Here is an 18377-nt window from a genome sequence, read left to right as displayed (position 1 = left end):
GCTCACACAAAAAAAAGGCGCTGAGAAAATCTCAGCGCCTTTTAAATCAACTCTACATGGCGTTTTGTTTAGCCCGCCCGCTCCACAAGCTCAATGAAAGCCATGGGCGCGCAATCACCGAAACGATTGCGGGTTTTCAGCACTCGGCTGTAACCGCCATTGCGGTTGGCGTTGCGCGCAGCCAAGTCATCAAACAGCTTATGAACGACAGCCTTGTCGCGCAGAACCGATAGCGCTTGACGACGGGCATGCAGATCTCCACGCTTGCCCAGGGTGATCATGCGATCAACCTGCGGCTTGAGTTCTTTCGCGCGGGGAACAGTGGTTTCGATACGCTCATGCTCCAGCAAGCTGGTCAGCATGTTGCGAAACATCGCTTTGCGATGGGCGGAGTCGCGATTGAATTTACGCCCGGCTTTTCTATGTCTCATTGCTCAGATTCCTCAGAAGCTATCGTCTTCGAACTGCTTGGAGAGCTCCTCGATGTTGGTCGGCGGCCAAGCATCCAGGCTCATACCCAAAGAGAGACCCATCTCTTCCAAGACCTCTTTGATCTCATTGAGAGATTTCCGGCCAAAATTGGGCGTTTTGAGCATCTCCGCTTCGGTCTTCTGCACCAGATCGCCGATGAAGACGATATCGTCATTCTTCAGGCAGTTGGCCGAACGCACCGACAACTCCAATTCGTCCACTTTGCGGAACAGATTCGGGTTCCACTGGGGTCCCTTATCCTCCTCCATGATCTCCTGTACAGGAATATCATCGAAGTTGATGAACGGATTGAGCTGATCCTGCATGATCTTGGCGGCCAGCGCCAAGGCGTCTTCAGGAGAGACCACGCCGTTGGTCTCGATATTCATGATCAATTTGTCATAGTCCGTCTGTTGCCCGACACGCGCATTCTCCACGCGGTAAGAGACGTTCTTGACCGGATTGAAGCTGGCGTCCACCGGGATATCACCGATGTTGACCTGCTCGTCTTCCTTGCTCTGCCGAGCCCGAACATACCCCTTGCCGGTGTTCACCGTCATGGTGATGTCCAGCTTGCCGGACTTGTTCAGCGTCGCAATGTGGAGATCCGGATTCAGGATCTCCACGCCGGCAATCTGCTCGATAGCCGCGGCAGTGACAGACCCCTCACCCTCAGCCTTCAGAGTCAACTCTTTGGGCCCCTGGGCTTCCATTTTAATGGCGAGCCCTTTGAGATTGAGGATGATGTCGGTCACATCCTCCAGCACGCCAGGCACGCTGGAAAACTCATGCAACACGCCTTCGATGCGTACGGAGGTGATGGCGGCGCCTTGCAGTGATGACAACAGGATGCGACGCATCGCGTTGCCCAAGGTATTGCCAAACCCGCGTTCCAGAGGTTCGGCCACCAACACGGCCTTGCGCTGAATTTCGTTTTCTTCTCCGCTCAACTCAATGCTGCGCGGCTTGATTAGCTCAGTCCAGTTCCGATACATAACATCCCCTTGCGTCGGCGCCAGCAACAACAGCGTTGTGAACGGATTACTTCGAATACAATTCGACGATCAGGTTCTCATTGATATCGGACGGCAGATCGGACCGATCTGGAACCGATTGGAACACGCCTGACTGCTTGCCAGCATCCACTTCCACCCAGGAGGGGAAGCCGCGACGGCTGGCGGCGTCCAGGGCGCCTTTGATGCGCAGGTGCTCTTTAGCGCCGTCACGCACGGCCACCACGTCGCCCGGTTTGACCAGGTAGGACGGAATATTCACCGGCTTGCCGTTCACGCTGACATGCTTGTGACCCACAACCTGACGCGCTTCAGTGCGCGAGGCGGCGATGCCCATGCGATAGACCACGTTGTCGAGACGACGCTCAAGCAATTGCAGCAGGTTCTCGCCGGTTACGCCCTTCATGCGTTCGGCTTTTTCAAAGTAGTTACGGAACTGCTTCTCTTGCAGACCGTAGGTCTTCTTCACCTTCTGCTTCTCACGCAGGTGCACGCCGTAGTCAGAGACTTTACGACGACGCTGGCCATGCTGACCGGGCGCATAGTTGCGCTTTTCGATGGCGCACTTGTCGGAGAAGCACTTTTCGCCCTTCAGGAAGAGCTTGGTTCCTTCACGCCGGCAGATCCGGCACTTCGAGTCCAAATAACGAGCCATTGCAATTCTGCTCCTGTAACGATCGATGGGCGCGCGGATTAGACGCGGCGACGCTTGGGCGGACGGCAGCCATTGTGCGGGATCGGCGTCACATCGACCACTTGGGCGATGTTAAAACCGATGGCCGCCAACGCGCGCAGAGCCGATTCACGACCCGAACCCGGTCCCTTGAGTCGGACCTCCAGGTTGCGCATGCCGTGCTCCATCGCTTTCTTACCAGCGTTCTCCGCCGCCATCTGAGCTGCGAACGGCGTGGATTTCCGAGAACCTTTGAATCCCTGAGCGCCCGCCGAGCCCCAGGAGATGGCGTTGCCATGGGTATCGGTGATGGTGATCAGAGTATTGTTGAAGGTTGAACGAATATGCGCAATGCCACTGGCGACATTTTTGCGCTCTTTCTTTTTCAACCGCGAGGTCTTTTGCCCCTTGGCCATGATGCCTCCTAAAACGTTTGAGCTAGGTCAGTTATCGCGTGTCGCGGTTGATTATTTCTTCTTACCGGCGATGGGCTTACGAGGCCCTTTGCGGGTGCGCGCATTGGTATGCGTGCGCTGACCGCGCACTGGAAGACCGCGACGATGGCGCAAGCCGCGATAGCAGCCCAAATCCATCAAACGCTTCGTATTCATGGCGATCTGACGACGCAGATCACCTTCCACCTGGAATTCGTTGTCAATCACTTCACGCAGCTTCGCCACTTCGGCGTCGGTCAGTTCATTGACGCGCACGTGGGTGGCGATTTCCGCTTTTTCCGCAATGGTTTTGGCCGAATGACGACCAATGCCATAGATGTAAGTCAACGCGATCTCAACCCGTTTGTTTACGGGGATGTTCACACCAGCGATTCGAGCCACAGATTTTCCTCTTGCGTATTCTACTGGCCACACAACTGACGTTGCCTGGTCATTTGATCGAGAAAAAAAACGGGCATCCTACAGGAGTCGCCCATTTCATTCAACAAGAATTCGCCAGTTGGCTTAACCTTGTTTCTGCTTGTGCTTGGGATTCTTGCAAATCACCCGCACCACGCCTTTGCGCCGGATCACTTTGCAATCCTTGCACATCCCTTTTACCGATGCCCGAACCTTCATTTCACGATCTCCTCACATGGGCCGCATGGCCCGCTGAACCATCGGCTGCTTTGATTCGCGCCGATGATTTGACTCCCGCCAGAATTAACGGCGGCCTTTAATCTTGGCTTTCTTCATCAAGCCTTCATATTGGCGGCTGATGAGGAAGGACTGAATTTGCGACGTGGTGTCCATGGTCACGCCCACCACGATGAGCAGCGAAGTGCCGCCAAAATAGAACGGAACGTTCCAATTGGCAATCAACAATTCCGGCAACAGACAGACCAGGGTCACATACATGGCGCCGATCAGGGTGAGTCGCGTCAGAATTGTATCCAGGTAGTCGGCGGTGCGCTTGCCCGGACGGATCCCTGGAATGAAGCCGCCATACTTCCGCAGATTGTCTGAAGTCTCCTCGGGATTGAATACAATCGCCGTATAGAAGAAGCAGAAAAAGATGATCGCCGCTGCGTAGAGCACCATATAGGGCCAGTGACCAGGCGACAGATAGCCGGCTATGGTCTTGACCGAATCCCATGGGGCAAAGTTACCGATGGTGGCCGGGAACAGGATGATGGAGCTGGCGAAGATGGGCGGGATCACTCCGGCCGTGTTCACCTTCAACGGCAGGTGCGAACTCTCACCGCCTACCATGCGGCGGCCGGAGACCTGGCGTTTGGCGTATTGGATAGTGATACGGCGCTGGGCGCGTTCCATAAAGATGATGAACGCGGTCACCGCCACAGCCATCACCAACAGCAGCAGCACCAACAGCGGGGCAATATCGCCAGTCCGCGCAAGTTGCAGGGTCTGGAACAGCGCCACCGGCAGGTTTGCCACGATACCGGCAAAGATGATCAACGAGATGCCGTTGCCGATGCCGCGATTGGTGATCTGCTCACCCACCCACATGATGAAGCTGGTGCCTGCAGTCAGGGTGATCACAGTCAGGAGACGGAAATCCCAACCCGGATCCACAACCACATTGAGGTTTCCGGCGGTCATGCTCTCCAAGCCAATGGAGATGCCGAGCCCTTGGAAGATTGCCAGCGCAATGGTGCCGTAGCGAGTGTATTGAGTGATCTTGCGGCGCCCCGCCTCGCCCTCTTTCTTAAGCTGCTCAAGCTTGGGCACCACAGCGGTCATCAACTGAATGATGATGGACGCTGAGATATAGGGCATGATGCCCAGCGCAAAAACCGAAAGGCGCGATAACGCGCCCCCGGAGAACATATTGAACATACCCAGCAAAGTCCCCTGCTGCTGGGCGAAGAATTCGCGCAGCGCTTGTGGGTCGATACCGGGAGTCGGCACATGGGCGCCGATACGGTAGACAATCAACATGCCCAAGGTGAAGAGGATTCGCTTTCTCAGTTCAGGGATTTTCCCCATGTTGGCGAACCCGGCCAGCGGGTTTTCAGGCATCGTCGCCATGATTCTCCGTCACCCCTTCATGTTACGCATTGAATCCCAGAGCTCTGGGCTTGACTTACGCTTCGACTTCAGCGGCCGCTACAGGCATGGTCACTTCAACCTTGCCGCCAGCCGCTTCGATTTTGGCGATGGCGGCCGCGGAAGCTTTGTCCACACGCACAGTCAGGGCTTTGCTGATTTCGCCTTCGGACAGCAGTTTAATGCCGTCGGCAATCTGCTTGGGAGCCAGACCTTTGGCGCGCAGCGAATCAATGGTCACCTCTTCACCGGCTTCAAAGCGGCTCTCGAGTTGTCCCACATTCACCACGTCAAAACGCTTCTGGCTGAAGTTTTTAAAGCCGCGCTTGGGCAGACGACGCTGCATCGGCATCTGGCCGCCTTCAAAGCCGACTTTATGATAGCCGCCGGAACGCGCCTTCTGACCTTTCATACCACGACCGCTGGTCTTACCGTTACCAGTGGCCGCGCCACGTCCCACACGATTACGCTTTTGGCTATTACCGGGAACGCCGGGGATCTCATTCAGTTTCATGGCTCTGATCCAATCTCTCAATCAGCGAAGCTTAGGCGACTTCGACCAAATGCTTGATCTTGTCGATTTGACCGCGGATAGCCGGATTATCCGGCAGTTCACGCTCGCGGTTCATCTTGCTCAGACCAAGGCTTTTGACGATTTTATGCTGTTTTTCCGGGCGTCCGATCACGGAACGCACCAGCTTGACCTTCAAAGTGGCCATGACAACTTCTCCTCACATCCTAAGGCGCGGACATCAGTCACCCGCCAGAACGTTCTATCAGCAGACGCGAACTTTTTTCGGGTCCAACCCACGCTTGCTGGCGATGGTCTCAGGCGAGCGCACACAGGCCAGGGCGTCAAAAGTCGCCTTGATCAGGTTGTGCGGGTTGGAGGTGCCGGTGGATTTGGCCAGCACGTCACGAATGCCCAGGCATTCGAAGATGGGGCGCATGGAGCCGCCAGCGATGATGCCGGTACCCGCTGCAGCCGGACGCAAGACTACACGACCAGCGCCGTAACGCCCAACCATTTGGTGATGGATGGTGCGACCCTCTTTCAGGTCGATGGTCACCATGGACTTGCGCGCTTTCTCGGTGGCTTTACGGATCGACTCAGGCACCTCTTTGGCTTTGCCCAGACCGACGCCAACCTGTCCGGAGCCATCGCCCACCACCACAATGGCGGAGAAGTTGAAGCGGGAACCGCCCTTCACCACCTTGGCGGTGCGCTTAATCACCACCAATTTTTCCATCAGATCATCGCCCTCTTGGGCGGTGTCCTGCTCATTATTGCGACCGCGACGCGGATTGCTCATCATCAACTCCCCAACTTAGAACTCGAGACCGGCCTCGCGGGCCGCATCCGCCAGCGCCTTGGTGCGCCCGTGGTACAAGAAGCCGCCGCGATCGAACACCACGGAGGTGATGTCTGCCTGTTTGGCTTTCTCGGCGATTCGTTGCCCAACCAGTTTGGCCGCGGCAGAGTTGCCGCCATGTTTACCAGCCAGTTGCTCGCGCACCTCTTTTTCCAAAGTAGAAGCCGAGCACAGAGTTTTGCCGTCGATATCATTGATAATCTGGGCATAGATGTGGCTGGTGCTGCGGAATATGGAAAGACGCAGGCGGTCTCCGCGCACACTCTGCAATTTGTGACGGACGCGCCGTCCCCGGTTCCGCCGGGCGCGTTGACGATCATGAGCCATCGCTGAATCTCCCGATTACTTCTTCTTGCCTTCTTTACGAAGGATATATTCACCCTGGTAGCGGATCCCTTTGCCTTTGTAAGGCTCAGGCGGACGCCACGCGCGAATTTCGGCGCATACCTGACCCACAGCAGCCTTGTCGGCCCCAGAGATGGTCAACACCGTATTTTTCTCCACCGCGGCGCTCACGCCTTCCGGGAGTTCATAACTCACCGGATGGGAGAAGCCGAGGTTCAGCTCCACGGTGTTGCCTTTGACGGCGGCGCGATAACCAACGCCCTGGATCTCCAGCACTTTGGAGAAACCTTGGGAGACGCCGACAACCATATTGTTGAGCAACGAGCGGGACAGCCCCCACAGAGCGGGGCCCTTCTTCTCGGAAGGATCCACGCTGACGCTCACCGCATCGCCATCGCGCTCGAAGCTGATGGCCGGGTGAAACGTGCGCTGCAACTGACCCAGTTTGCCTTTGGCGGACACCACCGATCCGTCGATCTTCAGATCGACGCCGGAAGGCACGCTCACTGGCGTTTTGCCGATTCGGGACATGCTTCTTCTCCTGACCTCAGAACACAGTGCAGAGCAACTCGCCGCCCACACCCAACTTGCGCGCCTCACGAGACGAGATCACGCCGCTGCTGGTGGACAGGATCGCAACGCCTAGGCCCTGATACACTTGCGGAATTTCAGTCTTGCTTACGTACTGGCGGCGACCGGGCTTGGAGATGCGTTTGATCTCCTCAATCACCGGCTTATTGCGCACATACTTAAGCGTCAGCTCCAGCGCGGGATGGCCGTTTTCGCAAGAGGCTTCGGCAATGCCGTCAATATAGCCTTCTTCTTGCAGAATCGCGGCGATGCGCGCTTTCATTTTCGATTTGGGCACCAGCACCGTTTGGCGACGTCGCATCTGCGCATTGCGGATGCGGGTCAACATATCACTGATGGGGTCGGTCATGGACATGCCGTTACTCCTTGCGTCCGATTCTCGCGCGCTTACCAGGAAGCCTTGATCACGCCGGGGATCTCCCCGCGCAACGCCAACTGCCGCACGCAAACGCGGCACATCTTGAATTTGCGCAGATAGCCGCGCGGGCGGCCACAGCGTTGGCAGCGGTTGTATTTGCGCACGGCGAATTTGGGCTTGCGGCTCGCCTTAACCACCATGGAAGTCTTGGCCATGATTGCTTCCTAACTCAATTGCGGAACGGCATGCTGAAGCCGCGCAGCAGCGCTTTGGCCTCAGCGTCCGTATTGGCGGAGGTGACGATGCAGATGTCCATACCGCGCACGGCGTCCACCTTGTCGTAGTCGATCTCCGGAAAGATGATCTGTTCTTTAAGGCCCAGCGTATAGTTGCCGCGCCCATCAAACGCTTTGCCGGAGACGCCGCGGAAGTCGCGGACGCGAGGCAGAGCCGTATTGATCAAACGATCGAGGAACTCATACATGCGTTCGCGACGCAGGGTCACGCGGCAGCCAACCGGCTGACCTTCGCGCAGTTTGAAGCCAGCGATGGACTTCTTGGCGTAGGTGGTGACCGGTTGCTGACCGGCAATGGCGGTCATGTCAGTCAGCGCGCTTTTGAGCAGGTTTTTATCCTGCGACGCTTCGCCAACGCCCATATTGATGACGACTTTTTCGATTTTGGGAACCTGCATCGGGTTCTTATAATCGAACTCCTTCATCAAACCCGGCGCCACAGTCTCGTGGTAGAATTTCTTCAGCCTTGCCATTGTCTTATTCCCTGTCTACGCGCGCCGTGGTTCAACGATCCAGCACTTCGCCGGAGGCGGCGGCAACACGAACCTTGCGGCCATCTTCCAACGTTTTGTGCTTAATGCGGGTGGCTTTGCCGCCAGCAGGATCCAGCATCATCACATTGGAGATGTGAATCGGCGCTTCACGCTCGACGATGCCGCCTTCGCTGTTTTGGGTCGGCTTGGTGTGGCGTTTGATCATATTGACCTTCTCCACCAGCACCGCGCTCTTCTTGGGCAGCACTTGCAGGATCGCGCCGCGCTTACCCTTATCCTTACCGCTGATGACGACGACCTGGTCGCCTTTTTTCAGATCGGTTTTAAAATCGCTTTTCATCGTGCGGGCCATGATTCCCTCTCCCTCACAGAACCTCGGGGGCCAACGACACGATCTTCATATAGTTGCGACCGCGCAGTTCACGGGTCACGGGACCGAAGATACGCGTGCCCACCGGCTCGCCTGCTTTGTTAATCAGCACCGCAGCGTTGTTATCGAAGCGGATGTAGCTGCCGTCATTGCGCGACACTTCCTTCTTGGTGCGCACCACAACTGCGCGGGCCACGTCGCCTTTTTTAACCTTACCACGAGGCAGAGCCGCTTTGACGGAGACGATGATCACGTCGCCGACACGCGCATAGCGTCGCTTGGAGCCGCCGATCACCTTGATGCACTGCACTTTTTTGGCGCCGCTGTTATCGGCGACCTCGAGCATGCTCTCGACTTGAATCATGACGCGCTCCTAGGCTTCCTGCGCCTGGACGACACCGACCACTTCCCAGTTCTTATCCTTGGAAAGGCTGCGGGATTCGCGGATATTCACCACGTCGCCAGACTTATATTGATTCTCTTCGTCGTGGGCCTTGTACTTCTTGGACAGACGCACAATCTTGCCGTACAGCGGATGGCGAACCTTACGCTCGACCTTCACCACCACGGTCTTGTCCATCTTGTCGCTGACCACGACGCCCTGCATGATACGCTTGGGCATGACTCACCCCTCCTCGCTGGGCTTGCGCGCGCCGAGCACCGTAGTGATACGGGCGATATCACGGCGAACCTGCCGGATTCGGGCGGTATTTTCCAACTGAGCCGTCGCGTGCTGGAAGCGCAGGTTGAAGGCTTCCTGATGCAAGCTCTTGAGCTGATCAGCCAACGCGGCGTCGGACATCTCTTTCAATTCCGCGGCCTTCATCTTACAAACCTCCTTCGCGACGAACAAACTTCACCGGAATCGGCAACTTGGCCCCAGCGCGATCCATCGCTTCGCGCGCCAAGGTTTCCGTCACCCCTTCCATTTCATACAGAATCCGACCCGGCTTCACGCGCGCGGCCCAATAGTCGGGCGCGCCCTTACCCTTACCCTGACGAACTTCAGCGGGTTTGGATGAGACCGGAACGTCGGGAAAGACACGGATCCAGATACGACCACCCCGTTTGATGTGACGGGTCATCGCGCGACGCGCCGCTTCGATTTGACGAGCGGTGAGGCGTCCCGGAGCCAATGCCTTAAGACCGAACTGGCCAAAGCTCAGAGAGCTGCCCTTATAGGCGAGCCCATGGATGCGGCCTTTGTGAGCTTTTCGGAATTTTGTCTTCTTGGGCTGCAAAAGCATGGGATTATACTCTCAGTCTCAGCGTTTTTCAATGATTTCGCCTTTGAAGACCCACACTTTTACGCCAATTTTGCCGTAAGTCGTGTTCGCTTCAGCGAAACCATAATCGATGTCGGCGCGCAGGGTGTGCAGAGGCACACGACCTTCGCGATACCACTCGGTGCGGGCGATCTCACTACCGCCCAAACGACCGGCGCAGTTGATGCGGATGCCTTCAGCGCCCAGACGCATGGCGGAGGTGACGGCGCGCTTCATGCTGCGACGGAAAGCTACGCGGCGCTCCATCTGCTGCGCAACGCTCTCAGCCACCAGTTGCGCATCGGCTTCCGGCTTACGCACCTCGACAATATTGATCTGGCAATCGGTCTGCGAGAAGGCTTTGATATCATCCTTCAGCTTCTCGATATCGGCGCCTTTTTTCCCGATGATGATGCCGGGACGCGCCGAGTGGATGTTGATGCGCGCTTTTTGCGCCGGACGCTCGATGGTGATTTTGCTCACCGAGGCATGCCCCAGGCGCTTCTTCAACCATTCACGCAGCTTGATGTCCTCAAGCAGCAGGTCGGCGAAGTTTTTATCCGCGTACCAACGGGTGTCCCAGGTCTTGGTGACGCCCAGGCGGAAACCAGTGGGATGAACTTTCTGACCCATGTGTCTCTTCCTTCCTTCGGCGCTTAGTCGGCGCTGTTTTCTTGCGTGCTGACCGCCACGGTGATGTGCGACGTCCGCTTGAGAATGCGCGAGGCGCGACCGCGGGCGCGCGGCTTGAAGCGCTTAAGCACCGGTCCCTGATCCACGAAGGCCTGGGACACGATCAGCGTGTCCACATCCAAGCCCAGATTGTTCTCCGCGTTGGCGATAGCGGACTTAAGGGTCTCCTTAACCACGCGGGCGATGCGCTTTTTGGAGAATTCGAGAATCTGAAGGGCGCTCTCAACGTCCTGGCCGCGGATCTGGTCGATGACCAGACGCGCCTTGTACGGAGAGACCCGCTGATTCTTAGTAATGGCCCTGGCTTCTTGCATTGTCATCTTCCCCTATTAACGGCGCTTGCTCTTCTTGTCGACGCCGTGGCCGTAATAGGTGCGCGTGGGCGCAAACTCGCCCATCTTGTGGCCCACCATATTCTCCGTCACGAGTACGGGAATGAACTTGCGACCGTTGTGTACGCCGAAGGTGTAACCGACGAATTCCGGAAGAATCGTGGAGCGTCGGGACCAGGTTTTGATCAGTTCCTTGCGATTATCGGCGCGAAGGACTTCCACCTTCTTAAGCAGATATTCGTCAAAAAACGGGCCTTTTTTAACTGAGCGTGCCATTGCGCTTCTCCAAACCGCTTATCGCGTTCGCCGTCACTTACCGCCGCGCCGACGCATGATGAGTCGGTCGGAGCTCTTGTTTTTCTGACGGGTTTTCTTGCCTTTGGTGGGAACGCCCCAGGGAGTCACCGGATGGCGACCGCCGGAGGTGCGACCTTCACCACCACCATGAGGGTGATCCACCGGGTTCATGGCAACGCCACGCACGGAGGGGCGCTTGCCCATCCAGCGCTTACGACCGGCTTTACCGATCTTGGCGTTGGAGTTGTCCGGGTTGGAAACCATGCCCACCGTGGCCATGCAATCGAGCAGCACCATACGCATCTCACCCGAGGGGAGTTTCAACTGCGCATATTTGCCCTCTTTACCCATCAACTGAATATAGCTACCAGCGCTACGCGCCATCTGGCCGCCCTTGCCCGGTTTCAGCTCCACGTTATGCACGATGGTGCCGATGGGCATGGTGCGCAGAGGCAGCGCGTTGCCAGGTTTGATCTCAACCTTGTCCAAGGTGGAGCCGGCAATCACGTTGTCGCCCGCTTCCAGACGCTGCGGCGCCAGGATGTAGGCCTTTTCACCGTCAGCATAGTGCAGCAGCGCAATGAAGGCGGTGCGGTTGGGATCGTACTCGATCCGCGCCACTTTGGCCGGCACGTCCATCTTGCCGCGTTTGAAATCGATCACGCGGTAACGACGCTTGTGGCCACCGCCTTGATGGCGCACGGTCATGCGACCGGTATTGTTGCGGCCACCCTTTTTCGACAGCGGAGCCAGCAGGCTGCGCTCGGGGCCTTCGTTGGACAGACCGGAGTAGTCAACGGAGACCTGATGGCGCTTACCGGCGGAAGTCGGTTTATAAGTCTTCAAAGCCATTGTTCACTCTCCTCCGCTCAGGCGCCGGCGTTGAAGAAATCAATGGATTGACCATCTTTCAGGCGCACCATAGCTTTCTTCGTGTCCTTGCGCTTGCCGGTCAAACGACCAAAGCGCTTGATTTTGCCCTTCACGCTGACGGTCTTCACCGAGACAACGTCAACTTTGAAGAGCTTCTCCACCGCGGACTTGATCTGCAGTTTGTTGGCCCAAGGCGCGACGCGGAACACCACCTGATTGCTCTTTTCGAGGCACAGGGTGGACTTCTCAGTCACAATGGGCGCTTCCAAAACTTTATAGAGGATGTTGGCGTCGCTCATGACAACCTCTCTTCCAACTTCTTCACCGCCGCTTCCGTGATGACCAGATTGTCATGACGCAGCAGATCGTAAACATTCACGCCTTCGCAGGGCAGCACGGTCACGCCTGGAAGGTTGCGCGCAGCCAACTCAACATTGCGATCACTCTCGGCAATCACAACCAGAGCGGACTTACCCGCTTCGATGGTGTCCAGCACGCCGCGCATGGTTTTGGTTTTCGGCGCGTCCAGAGTCAGCGCGTCCAACAGAACCATCTCTTTGGCGTTGCATTTGGCGGACAGCGCCACCTGCAGCGCCAAGCGACGCATCTTTTTGTTCATCGAGACCGCAAAGTCACGCGGCTTGGGACCGAACACAATACCACCGGTGCGGAATTGTGGCGCGCGGGTGGTGCCTTGACGCGCGTTGCCTGTGCCCTTTTGACGATACGGCTTTTTGCCGCCGCCCTTAATCTCGGAGCGACCTTTGGAGTTGGCGGCGCCGCTGCGACGTTTGGCCAACTGATAGGTCACCGCCAAACCCAACAGGTCGGTGCGCAGCTCGCGACCGAAAACGGTCTCAGACAGCTCAGCGCTGCGCAGCTCCTGATTGGCGATGTCTTTAACAGGATACGATATCATCGCTCAGCTCCTCCTCAACCCTTGGCGGCGGCTTTTTTCAAAGCCTCCCGCACCATAACCAGGGAGCCCTTGGCGCCGGGGATGCTGCCCTTGACGGCCAGCAGATTGTTCTCCACGTCTACCGAAGCGACTTTCAGATTTTGCACGGTCACAGTGGCGTCGCCCATGTGCCCAGCCATCTTCTTGCCCTTGAACACGCGGCCCGGAGTTTGACACTGACCAATGGAGCCAGGGGCGCGGTGCACGCGGTGGGCGCCATGGCTGGCGCGACCGCCGCCAAAGCCCCAGCGTTTCATGCCGCCTGCGAAGCCCTTACCAATGGTCTTGCCCGTGACGTCCACAAAGCCGTCCACGTTGAACTGTTCAACCGTCAGCTCCTGACCCACTTCATACTGCTCGGGGTCGTCGACGCGGAATTCACGCAGCACGCGCTTGACTTCCACATTGACCTTGGCGAACTGACCGCGCTGGGATTTGCTCACACGAGAGGCTTTCGCCTCTTCGAAGCCCAACTGAACAGCCGTATAACCGTCCGACTCTTCGGTCTTCTTCTGCACAACCGCACACGGTCCCAACTTCAGGAGGGTGACGGCGATGCACTGACCGTCATCGGTGAACATCTGGGTCATGCCCAGCTTGCGACCGATCAGACCTGCACGCATAATGGTTCCCCTTCATTATCGATTGCCTCCAGAGACATTTTCACTGCTGGAGGATGCTTGCTTCTTCAGAGCCGCGGGGAGCGGCCCGAAGGATCAAAGCTTGATTTCAACGTTAACGCCAGCCGCCAAATCCAACTTCATCAGCGCGTCCACGGTCTGGGGCGTCGGATTGAGGATGTCGATGAGCCGCTTGTGGGTGCGGATCTCGAACTGTTCACGGGACTTTTTATCCACGTGAGGCGAGCGTAGCACCGTATAACGGTTGATCTTGGTCGGCAGCGGAATCGGCCCGCGAATGTCCGCGCCGGTGCGCTTGGCGGTGGCCGCGATCTCGCTGGTGGACTGATCCAGAATGCGATGATCGAACGCTTTGAGGCGGATTCGGATCTTTTGATTTTCCATGGTACCCTCGTTCTACAGGCCCCGCCCGACGAGCGGATGGCTCACTAACCTTACTCGATGACTTCAGCGACGACGCCAGCGCCGACGGTGCGGCCGCCTTCGCGGATGGCAAAGCGCAGACCCTGCTCCATGGCGATGGGGCCGATCAGTTCAACTTCCAACGTCACATTATCGCCGGGCATCACCATCTCGGTGCCCTCGGGCAGCTTCAGGGTGCCGGTGACGTCGGTGGTGCGGAAGTAGAACTGCGGACGGTAGTTGCTGAAGAACGGGGTGTGACGACCGCCCTCTTCCTTGTTCAGGATGTAGCACTCCGCCTTGAACTTGGTGTGCGGGGTGATCGAGCCCGGCTTCGCCAGAACCTGACCGCGCTGCACGTCTTCACGCTTGGTGCCGCGCAGCAGCACGCCCACGTTGTCGCCAGCCTGCCCCTGATCCAGCAGCTTGCGGAACATCTCAACGCCGGTGCAGGTGGTGGTCTGGGTGTCGCGCAGACCCACGATCTCAATGGATTCGCCAACCTTGATGATGCCGCGCTCAACACGACCGGTCACCACGGTGCCGCGGCCGGAGATGGTGAACACGTCTTCGATGGGCATCAGGAACGACTTGTCCAGCGGACGCTCAGGCTCAGGGATGTAGGCATCCACTTCCGCCATCAGCTTGTTGATCGCCTGGATGCCGATCTCGCTGTCTTCGCCTTCCAGGGCTTTCAGAGCCGAGCCCTGCACCACCGGAATGTCGTCGCCGGGGAATTCGTAATCGGAGAGGAGTTCACGAATCTCCATCTCCACCAGCTCCAGCAGCTCGGGGTCGTCGACCTGATCGACTTTGTTCATGAACACCACCAGGGCGGGCACGCCAACCTGACGCGCCAGCAGGATGTGCTCACGGGTCTGCGGCATGGGGCCGTCGGCCGCGCTCACCACCAGAATCGCGCCATCCATCTGCGCCGCGCCGGTGATCATGTTCTTGATGTAGTCCGCGTGACCCGGGCAGTCCACGTGGGCGTAGTGACGATTCTCAGTCTCATACTCCACGTGGGCGGTGGAGATGGTGATGCCGCGCTCACGCTCTTCCGGCGCGCCGTCAATCTCGTCATAGGCCTTGAATTCCGCGCGACCCGCATCCGCCATGGTCTTGGTGATGGCGGCGGTCAACGTGGTCTTACCATGGTCAACGTGGCCGATGGTGCCGACGTTTACGTGCGGTTTGTTGCGTTCAAACTTTTCCTTGGCCATGATCTCTCTCGCTCTTATCTATAGGCTCGAAGCGGCGCTTCGCGTCATCTCTTATTTGGTGGCTTTCGCCTTGATCTCTTCAGCGATGGAGTTCGGCACCTCTTCATAGTGGGCGAACTGCATGGTGAAGGTGGCGCGACCTTGCGACATGGAGCGCAGGTCAGTGGCGTAGCCGAACATGCCCGCCAGCGGGACATTGGCTTTCACCATCTGGTTGTTGCCAACCGCTTCCATACCGGAGACCTGGCCGCGACGGGAGTTCAAGTCGCCCATCACGTCGCCCATGTACTCTTCGGGGGTCTCAACTTCCACTGCCATGATGGGCTCAAGCAGGACCGGGCTGGCCTTGCGGCAGCCATCCTTGAACGCCATGGAGCCGGCCACGGAGAAGGCCATTTCATTGGAGTCCACATCGTGGTAGGAGCCATCGAACAGAGTGGCTTTCACGTCAACCACCGGGTACCCGGCGATCACGCCAGCCGACAGGGAGTCTTCGATCCCCTTGCCCACCGCCGGAATGTACTCCCGTGGCACCACGCCGCCCTTGATCTCGTCGATGAACTCGAAACCGGCGCCGGGCTCATTGGGCTCCAGCTTGACCCAGACGTGACCATACTGACCACGGCCACCGGTCTGACGCACAAACTTGCCTTCCGACTCCACCGTGGCCTTGATGGTCTCACGGTACGCCACCTGAGGCTGACCAACGTTGGCGTCGACTTTGAATTCACGCATCATGCGGTCGACGATGATCTCCAAGTGGAGTTCGCCCATGCCGCTGATGATGGTCTGGTTGGTCTCATGGTCGACTTCCACCTTAAAGGAGGGGTCTTCCTGGGCCAGACGCTGCAGCGCGACAGACATGCGCTCCTGGTCAGCTTTGGTTTTAGGCTCCACGGCGATGGCGATAACCGGAGCCGGGAAGTCCATCTTTTCCAGAATGACAGGGTTCTTACCGTCACACAGGGTGTCGCCGGTGGTGGTGTTCTTCAAGCCCACAGCGGCTGCGATGTCGCCAGCGCGCACTTCGCTGATGTCTTCGCGCTTGTTGGCGTGCATCAGCATGATGCGGCCCAGACGCTCTTTACGGTCCTTGGTGGAGTTATTCACATAGGAACCGGACTCAGCCACACCGGAGTAGACGCGGAAGAAGGTCAAGGTGCCGACGAACGGGTCGGTCATAATCTTGAAGGCCAACGCCGAGAACGGCTCGTCATCGTTGGGCTTGCGTACGCAGGGCTTCTCGTCGTCGCCCGGCTCGATGCCTTCAATGTACGGGGTGTCTTCCGGCGAGGGGAAGTAGGCCACGATGGAGTCAAGAAGAGGCTGCACGCCCTTGTTCTTGAAGGCGGAGCCGCAGAACACGGGGACAAACGCGCTGGCGATGACGCCTTTGCGGATGCAGCGTTTAAACTCATCCCGAGGGATCTCTTCACCCTCCAGATACTTCTCCATCAATTCGTCATCCTGCTCCAGAGCGGTCTCCAGCAGCGCCTCACGGTACTCGGCAGCTTCATCGGCCATGTCGGCGGGGATCTCAGCGATTTCGAACTTGGCTCCCATGGAGTCTTCGTCATAGAGAATCGCGTGATTCTCCACAAGATCCACGATGCCGACCAAGTCATCTTCAGAACCGATGGGCAGCTGAGCCGGAATCGCTCGAGCGCCGAGACGATCTTTCATAGTCTGGACAGCGCGCAGGAAGTCGGCGCCCATGCGGTCCATTTTGTTCACGAAGGCGACGCGGGGGACGCCGTAGCGGTCGGCCTGGCGCCACACGGTTTCGGACTGGGGCTGCACACCAGCCACGCCGCAGAACACTGCCACAGCGCCGTCGAGAACACGCAGGGAACGCTCCACCTCAATAGTGAAGTCCACGTGGCCCGGGGTGTCGATGATGTTGATGCGGTGATCCTGCCAGAAGCAGGTGGTGGCCGCTGAGGTGATGGTGATGCCCCGCTCCTGCTCCTGCTCCATCCAGTCCATGGTGGCTGCGCCATCGTGGACTTCGCCGATTTTGTGCGAGCGACCGGTGTAGTACAAAACACGCTCGGTCACCGTCGTCTTACCGGCGTCGATGTGCGCCATAATACCGATATTGCGCACTTTATTAAGCGGAATCTCGCGAGCCATCGCCCTGTCCTCTGTCCTGTCCGTCTATCCTGATTCGTTCGCTTACCAGCGGTAGTGGGCGAACACTTTGTTGGCTTCGGCCATGCGGTGCGTATCGTCGCGCTTCTTGACGGTAGCGCCGCGATTATTGGAGGCCTCGATCAACTCGGCGGCCAGGCGTTCACGCATGGTCTTTTCTCCACGAGCGCGGGCATAACCCACCAACCAGCGGATGGCCAGGGTCTGACGACGCGCAGGGCGCACTTCGACCGGCACCTGGTAGGTGGCGCCGCCGACGCGGCGAGAGCGCACTTCAACGCTGGGGCGGACATTGTCAACCGCCTGTTTGAACACAGCCAGAGGCTCTTCTTTGGTGCGCTCTTCGATCAGTTCCAGCGCGCCGTAGAACACACGCTCAGCCAAGGACTTCTTGCCATCCAGCATGAGGCAGTTCATGAACTTGGTGACCAGCTTATCCCCGTAGCGGGGATCGGGGAGCACTTCCCGTTTGGGAACATCGCGACGGCGTGACATATGCCGGACTCCTATCAAACGATTCGAATACAGTAAGGTTCGCAATCCAACGCAAGCGCGTGGAGACCAGTTTACTTCGGACGCTTGGCGCCGTACTTGGAGCGAGCCTGCTTACGATCTTTCACGCCTTGGGTATCAAGGACGCCGCGCAGGATGTGGTAGCGCACGCCGGGCAAGTCCTTCACACGACCGCCGCGAATCAGCACCACAGAGTGCTCTTGCAGATTGTGGCCTTCGCCCGGGATGTAGGCGGAGACTTCAAAACCGTTGGTCAAACGCACGCGAGCGACCTTACGCAACGCCGAGTTGGGTTTCTTCGGCGTGGTGGTGTAAACGCGGGTGCAGACGCCACGTTTCTGCGGGCAGGCCTGCATGGCCGGAACGTTGTTTTTCTTCTTCTGTAAACGACGCCCCTGACGCACCAACTGATTGACTGTGGGCATAACGATTCTCTCCACGAAGTCCACAACGGCGACGACCACTATCGCGATCGCACGCAACAAACAGAAGACCAAACAGAGAATCAACTCCGTTCAGGTCACACGAGTATAAAAAACAG

General features: G+C 57.9%; 32 protein-coding genes. All 32 read right to left on the bottom strand.

What is annotated here, in order from left to right; all coding sequences use genetic code 11:
- Window positions 1–68: 68 nt before the first annotated feature.
- The gene (gene rplQ / locus MAIT1_RS18155) at window positions 69–431 is read right to left on the bottom strand and encodes a 50S ribosomal protein L17 (RefSeq protein WP_085445329.1); all 363 of its coding nucleotides are present in this window, start codon (window positions 429–431) and stop codon (window positions 69–71) included.
- Window positions 432–443: 12 nt separating this feature from the next.
- Window positions 444–1466: a DNA-directed RNA polymerase subunit alpha gene (locus tag MAIT1_RS18150; RefSeq protein WP_085445328.1), complete on the bottom strand. Its 1023-nt coding sequence runs from the start codon at window positions 1464–1466 to the stop codon at window positions 444–446.
- 46 nt (window positions 1467–1512) lie between these two features.
- On the bottom strand, window positions 1513–2139 hold the full coding sequence (rpsD, locus tag MAIT1_RS18145) for a 30S ribosomal protein S4 (RefSeq protein WP_085445327.1): 627 nt from the start codon (window positions 2137–2139) through the stop codon (window positions 1513–1515).
- Window positions 2140–2177: 38 nt separating this feature from the next.
- Window positions 2178–2573, bottom strand: coding sequence for a 30S ribosomal protein S11 (rpsK, locus tag MAIT1_RS18140; protein ID WP_085445326.1), 396 nt, complete (start codon window positions 2571–2573; stop codon window positions 2178–2180).
- Between the two features lie 51 nt (window positions 2574–2624).
- The gene (gene rpsM, locus MAIT1_RS18135; protein ID WP_085445325.1) at window positions 2625–2993 is read right to left on the bottom strand and encodes a 30S ribosomal protein S13; all 369 of its coding nucleotides are present in this window, start codon (window positions 2991–2993) and stop codon (window positions 2625–2627) included.
- A gap of 123 nt (window positions 2994–3116) precedes the next feature.
- The gene (gene rpmJ / locus MAIT1_RS18130; protein ID WP_085445324.1) at window positions 3117–3230 is read right to left on the bottom strand and encodes a 50S ribosomal protein L36; all 114 of its coding nucleotides are present in this window, start codon (window positions 3228–3230) and stop codon (window positions 3117–3119) included.
- A gap of 84 nt (window positions 3231–3314) precedes the next feature.
- Window positions 3315–4643 carry a preprotein translocase subunit SecY gene (secY, locus tag MAIT1_RS18125; RefSeq protein ID WP_143814920.1) on the bottom strand — a complete coding sequence of 443 codons (1329 nt, stop codon included), beginning with the start codon at window positions 4641–4643 and terminating at the stop codon, window positions 3315–3317.
- Between the two features lie 55 nt (window positions 4644–4698).
- Window positions 4699–5175, bottom strand: a complete 477-nt coding sequence (gene rplO / locus MAIT1_RS18120; RefSeq protein WP_085445322.1) for a 50S ribosomal protein L15 — start codon at window positions 5173–5175, stop codon at window positions 4699–4701.
- A gap of 31 nt (window positions 5176–5206) precedes the next feature.
- Window positions 5207–5380, bottom strand: a complete 174-nt coding sequence (gene rpmD / locus MAIT1_RS18115) for a 50S ribosomal protein L30 (RefSeq protein WP_085445321.1) — start codon at window positions 5378–5380, stop codon at window positions 5207–5209.
- Between the two features lie 57 nt (window positions 5381–5437).
- Window positions 5438–5977, bottom strand: coding sequence for a 30S ribosomal protein S5 (rpsE, locus tag MAIT1_RS18110; RefSeq protein WP_085445320.1), 540 nt, complete (start codon window positions 5975–5977; stop codon window positions 5438–5440).
- A gap of 12 nt (window positions 5978–5989) precedes the next feature.
- Window positions 5990–6361, bottom strand: a complete 372-nt coding sequence (gene rplR, locus MAIT1_RS18105) for a 50S ribosomal protein L18 (protein WP_085445319.1) — start codon at window positions 6359–6361, stop codon at window positions 5990–5992.
- A 15-nt stretch (window positions 6362–6376) separates the two neighbouring features.
- The gene (gene rplF / locus MAIT1_RS18100; RefSeq protein ID WP_085445318.1) at window positions 6377–6910 is read right to left on the bottom strand and encodes a 50S ribosomal protein L6; all 534 of its coding nucleotides are present in this window, start codon (window positions 6908–6910) and stop codon (window positions 6377–6379) included.
- A gap of 16 nt (window positions 6911–6926) precedes the next feature.
- Window positions 6927–7325, bottom strand: coding sequence for a 30S ribosomal protein S8 (rpsH, locus tag MAIT1_RS18095; protein WP_198947930.1), 399 nt, complete (start codon window positions 7323–7325; stop codon window positions 6927–6929).
- A 32-nt stretch (window positions 7326–7357) separates the two neighbouring features.
- Window positions 7358–7543, bottom strand: a complete 186-nt coding sequence (locus tag MAIT1_RS18090; protein WP_085445317.1) for a type Z 30S ribosomal protein S14 — start codon at window positions 7541–7543, stop codon at window positions 7358–7360.
- A 14-nt stretch (window positions 7544–7557) separates the two neighbouring features.
- The gene (gene rplE, locus MAIT1_RS18085) at window positions 7558–8097 is read right to left on the bottom strand and encodes a 50S ribosomal protein L5 (RefSeq protein WP_085445316.1); all 540 of its coding nucleotides are present in this window, start codon (window positions 8095–8097) and stop codon (window positions 7558–7560) included.
- Window positions 8098–8128: 31 nt separating this feature from the next.
- A complete protein-coding gene (gene rplX / locus MAIT1_RS18080) occupies window positions 8129–8470 on the bottom strand; it encodes a 50S ribosomal protein L24 (protein ID WP_085445315.1) in 342 nt (113 codons plus the stop codon).
- 13 nt (window positions 8471–8483) lie between these two features.
- Window positions 8484–8852, bottom strand: a complete 369-nt coding sequence (gene rplN, locus MAIT1_RS18075) for a 50S ribosomal protein L14 (RefSeq protein ID WP_085445314.1) — start codon at window positions 8850–8852, stop codon at window positions 8484–8486.
- 9 nt (window positions 8853–8861) lie between these two features.
- Window positions 8862–9110, bottom strand: a complete 249-nt coding sequence (rpsQ, locus tag MAIT1_RS18070; RefSeq protein ID WP_085445313.1) for a 30S ribosomal protein S17 — start codon at window positions 9108–9110, stop codon at window positions 8862–8864.
- 3 nt (window positions 9111–9113) lie between these two features.
- Window positions 9114–9314, bottom strand: coding sequence for a 50S ribosomal protein L29 (gene rpmC / locus MAIT1_RS18065; RefSeq protein ID WP_085445312.1), 201 nt, complete (start codon window positions 9312–9314; stop codon window positions 9114–9116).
- A 1-nt stretch (window position 9315) separates the two neighbouring features.
- Complete coding sequence (gene rplP, locus MAIT1_RS18060; RefSeq protein ID WP_085445311.1) at window positions 9316–9735, bottom strand: 50S ribosomal protein L16; 420 nt, start codon at window positions 9733–9735, stop codon at window positions 9316–9318.
- Window positions 9736–9753: 18 nt separating this feature from the next.
- Window positions 9754–10386, bottom strand: coding sequence for a 30S ribosomal protein S3 (gene rpsC / locus MAIT1_RS18055; RefSeq protein WP_085445310.1), 633 nt, complete (start codon window positions 10384–10386; stop codon window positions 9754–9756).
- 23 nt (window positions 10387–10409) lie between these two features.
- A complete protein-coding gene (gene rplV, locus MAIT1_RS18050; protein ID WP_143814919.1) occupies window positions 10410–10760 on the bottom strand; it encodes a 50S ribosomal protein L22 in 351 nt (116 codons plus the stop codon).
- A 15-nt stretch (window positions 10761–10775) separates the two neighbouring features.
- Complete coding sequence (gene rpsS, locus MAIT1_RS18045; protein ID WP_085445308.1) at window positions 10776–11054, bottom strand: 30S ribosomal protein S19; 279 nt, start codon at window positions 11052–11054, stop codon at window positions 10776–10778.
- 33 nt (window positions 11055–11087) lie between these two features.
- On the bottom strand, window positions 11088–11927 hold the full coding sequence (gene rplB / locus MAIT1_RS18040) for a 50S ribosomal protein L2 (RefSeq protein ID WP_085445307.1): 840 nt from the start codon (window positions 11925–11927) through the stop codon (window positions 11088–11090).
- A gap of 17 nt (window positions 11928–11944) precedes the next feature.
- Window positions 11945–12247, bottom strand: a complete 303-nt coding sequence (rplW, locus tag MAIT1_RS18035; protein ID WP_085445306.1) for a 50S ribosomal protein L23 — start codon at window positions 12245–12247, stop codon at window positions 11945–11947.
- Window positions 12244–12867: a 50S ribosomal protein L4 gene (gene rplD / locus MAIT1_RS18030; RefSeq protein ID WP_085445305.1), complete on the bottom strand. Its 624-nt coding sequence runs from the start codon at window positions 12865–12867 to the stop codon at window positions 12244–12246. The genes rplW and rplD overlap by 4 nt, the downstream gene beginning before the upstream one ends.
- Before the next feature lie 14 nt (window positions 12868–12881).
- A complete protein-coding gene (gene rplC / locus MAIT1_RS18025) occupies window positions 12882–13529 on the bottom strand; it encodes a 50S ribosomal protein L3 (RefSeq protein ID WP_085445304.1) in 648 nt (215 codons plus the stop codon).
- A gap of 93 nt (window positions 13530–13622) precedes the next feature.
- Window positions 13623–13931 (bottom strand): 30S ribosomal protein S10, encoded by a 309-nt coding sequence (gene rpsJ, locus MAIT1_RS18020; protein ID WP_085445303.1) that lies wholly within the window; start codon window positions 13929–13931, stop codon window positions 13623–13625.
- A 50-nt stretch (window positions 13932–13981) separates the two neighbouring features.
- Window positions 13982–15172 (bottom strand): elongation factor Tu, encoded by a 1191-nt coding sequence (gene tuf / locus MAIT1_RS18015; protein ID WP_085445103.1) that lies wholly within the window; start codon window positions 15170–15172, stop codon window positions 13982–13984.
- Window positions 15173–15223: 51 nt separating this feature from the next.
- Entirely contained in the window at window positions 15224–17305 is a 2082-nt protein-coding gene (gene fusA, locus MAIT1_RS18010; protein ID WP_085445302.1) for an elongation factor G, read from the bottom strand.
- Between the two features lie 42 nt (window positions 17306–17347).
- Window positions 17348–17818 carry a 30S ribosomal protein S7 gene (gene rpsG / locus MAIT1_RS18005; RefSeq protein WP_085445301.1) on the bottom strand — a complete coding sequence of 157 codons (471 nt, stop codon included), beginning with the start codon at window positions 17816–17818 and terminating at the stop codon, window positions 17348–17350.
- Window positions 17819–17889: 71 nt separating this feature from the next.
- A complete protein-coding gene (rpsL, locus tag MAIT1_RS18000; protein ID WP_085445269.1) occupies window positions 17890–18261 on the bottom strand; it encodes a 30S ribosomal protein S12 in 372 nt (123 codons plus the stop codon).
- Between the last annotated feature and the right edge of the window lie 116 nt (window positions 18262–18377).

This window comes from Magnetofaba australis IT-1 (genome assembly GCF_002109495.1).
GTDB lineage: Bacteria > Pseudomonadota > Magnetococcia > Magnetococcales > Magnetococcaceae > Magnetofaba > Magnetofaba australis.
This window is presented reverse-complemented; position numbering and strand designations above follow the sequence as displayed.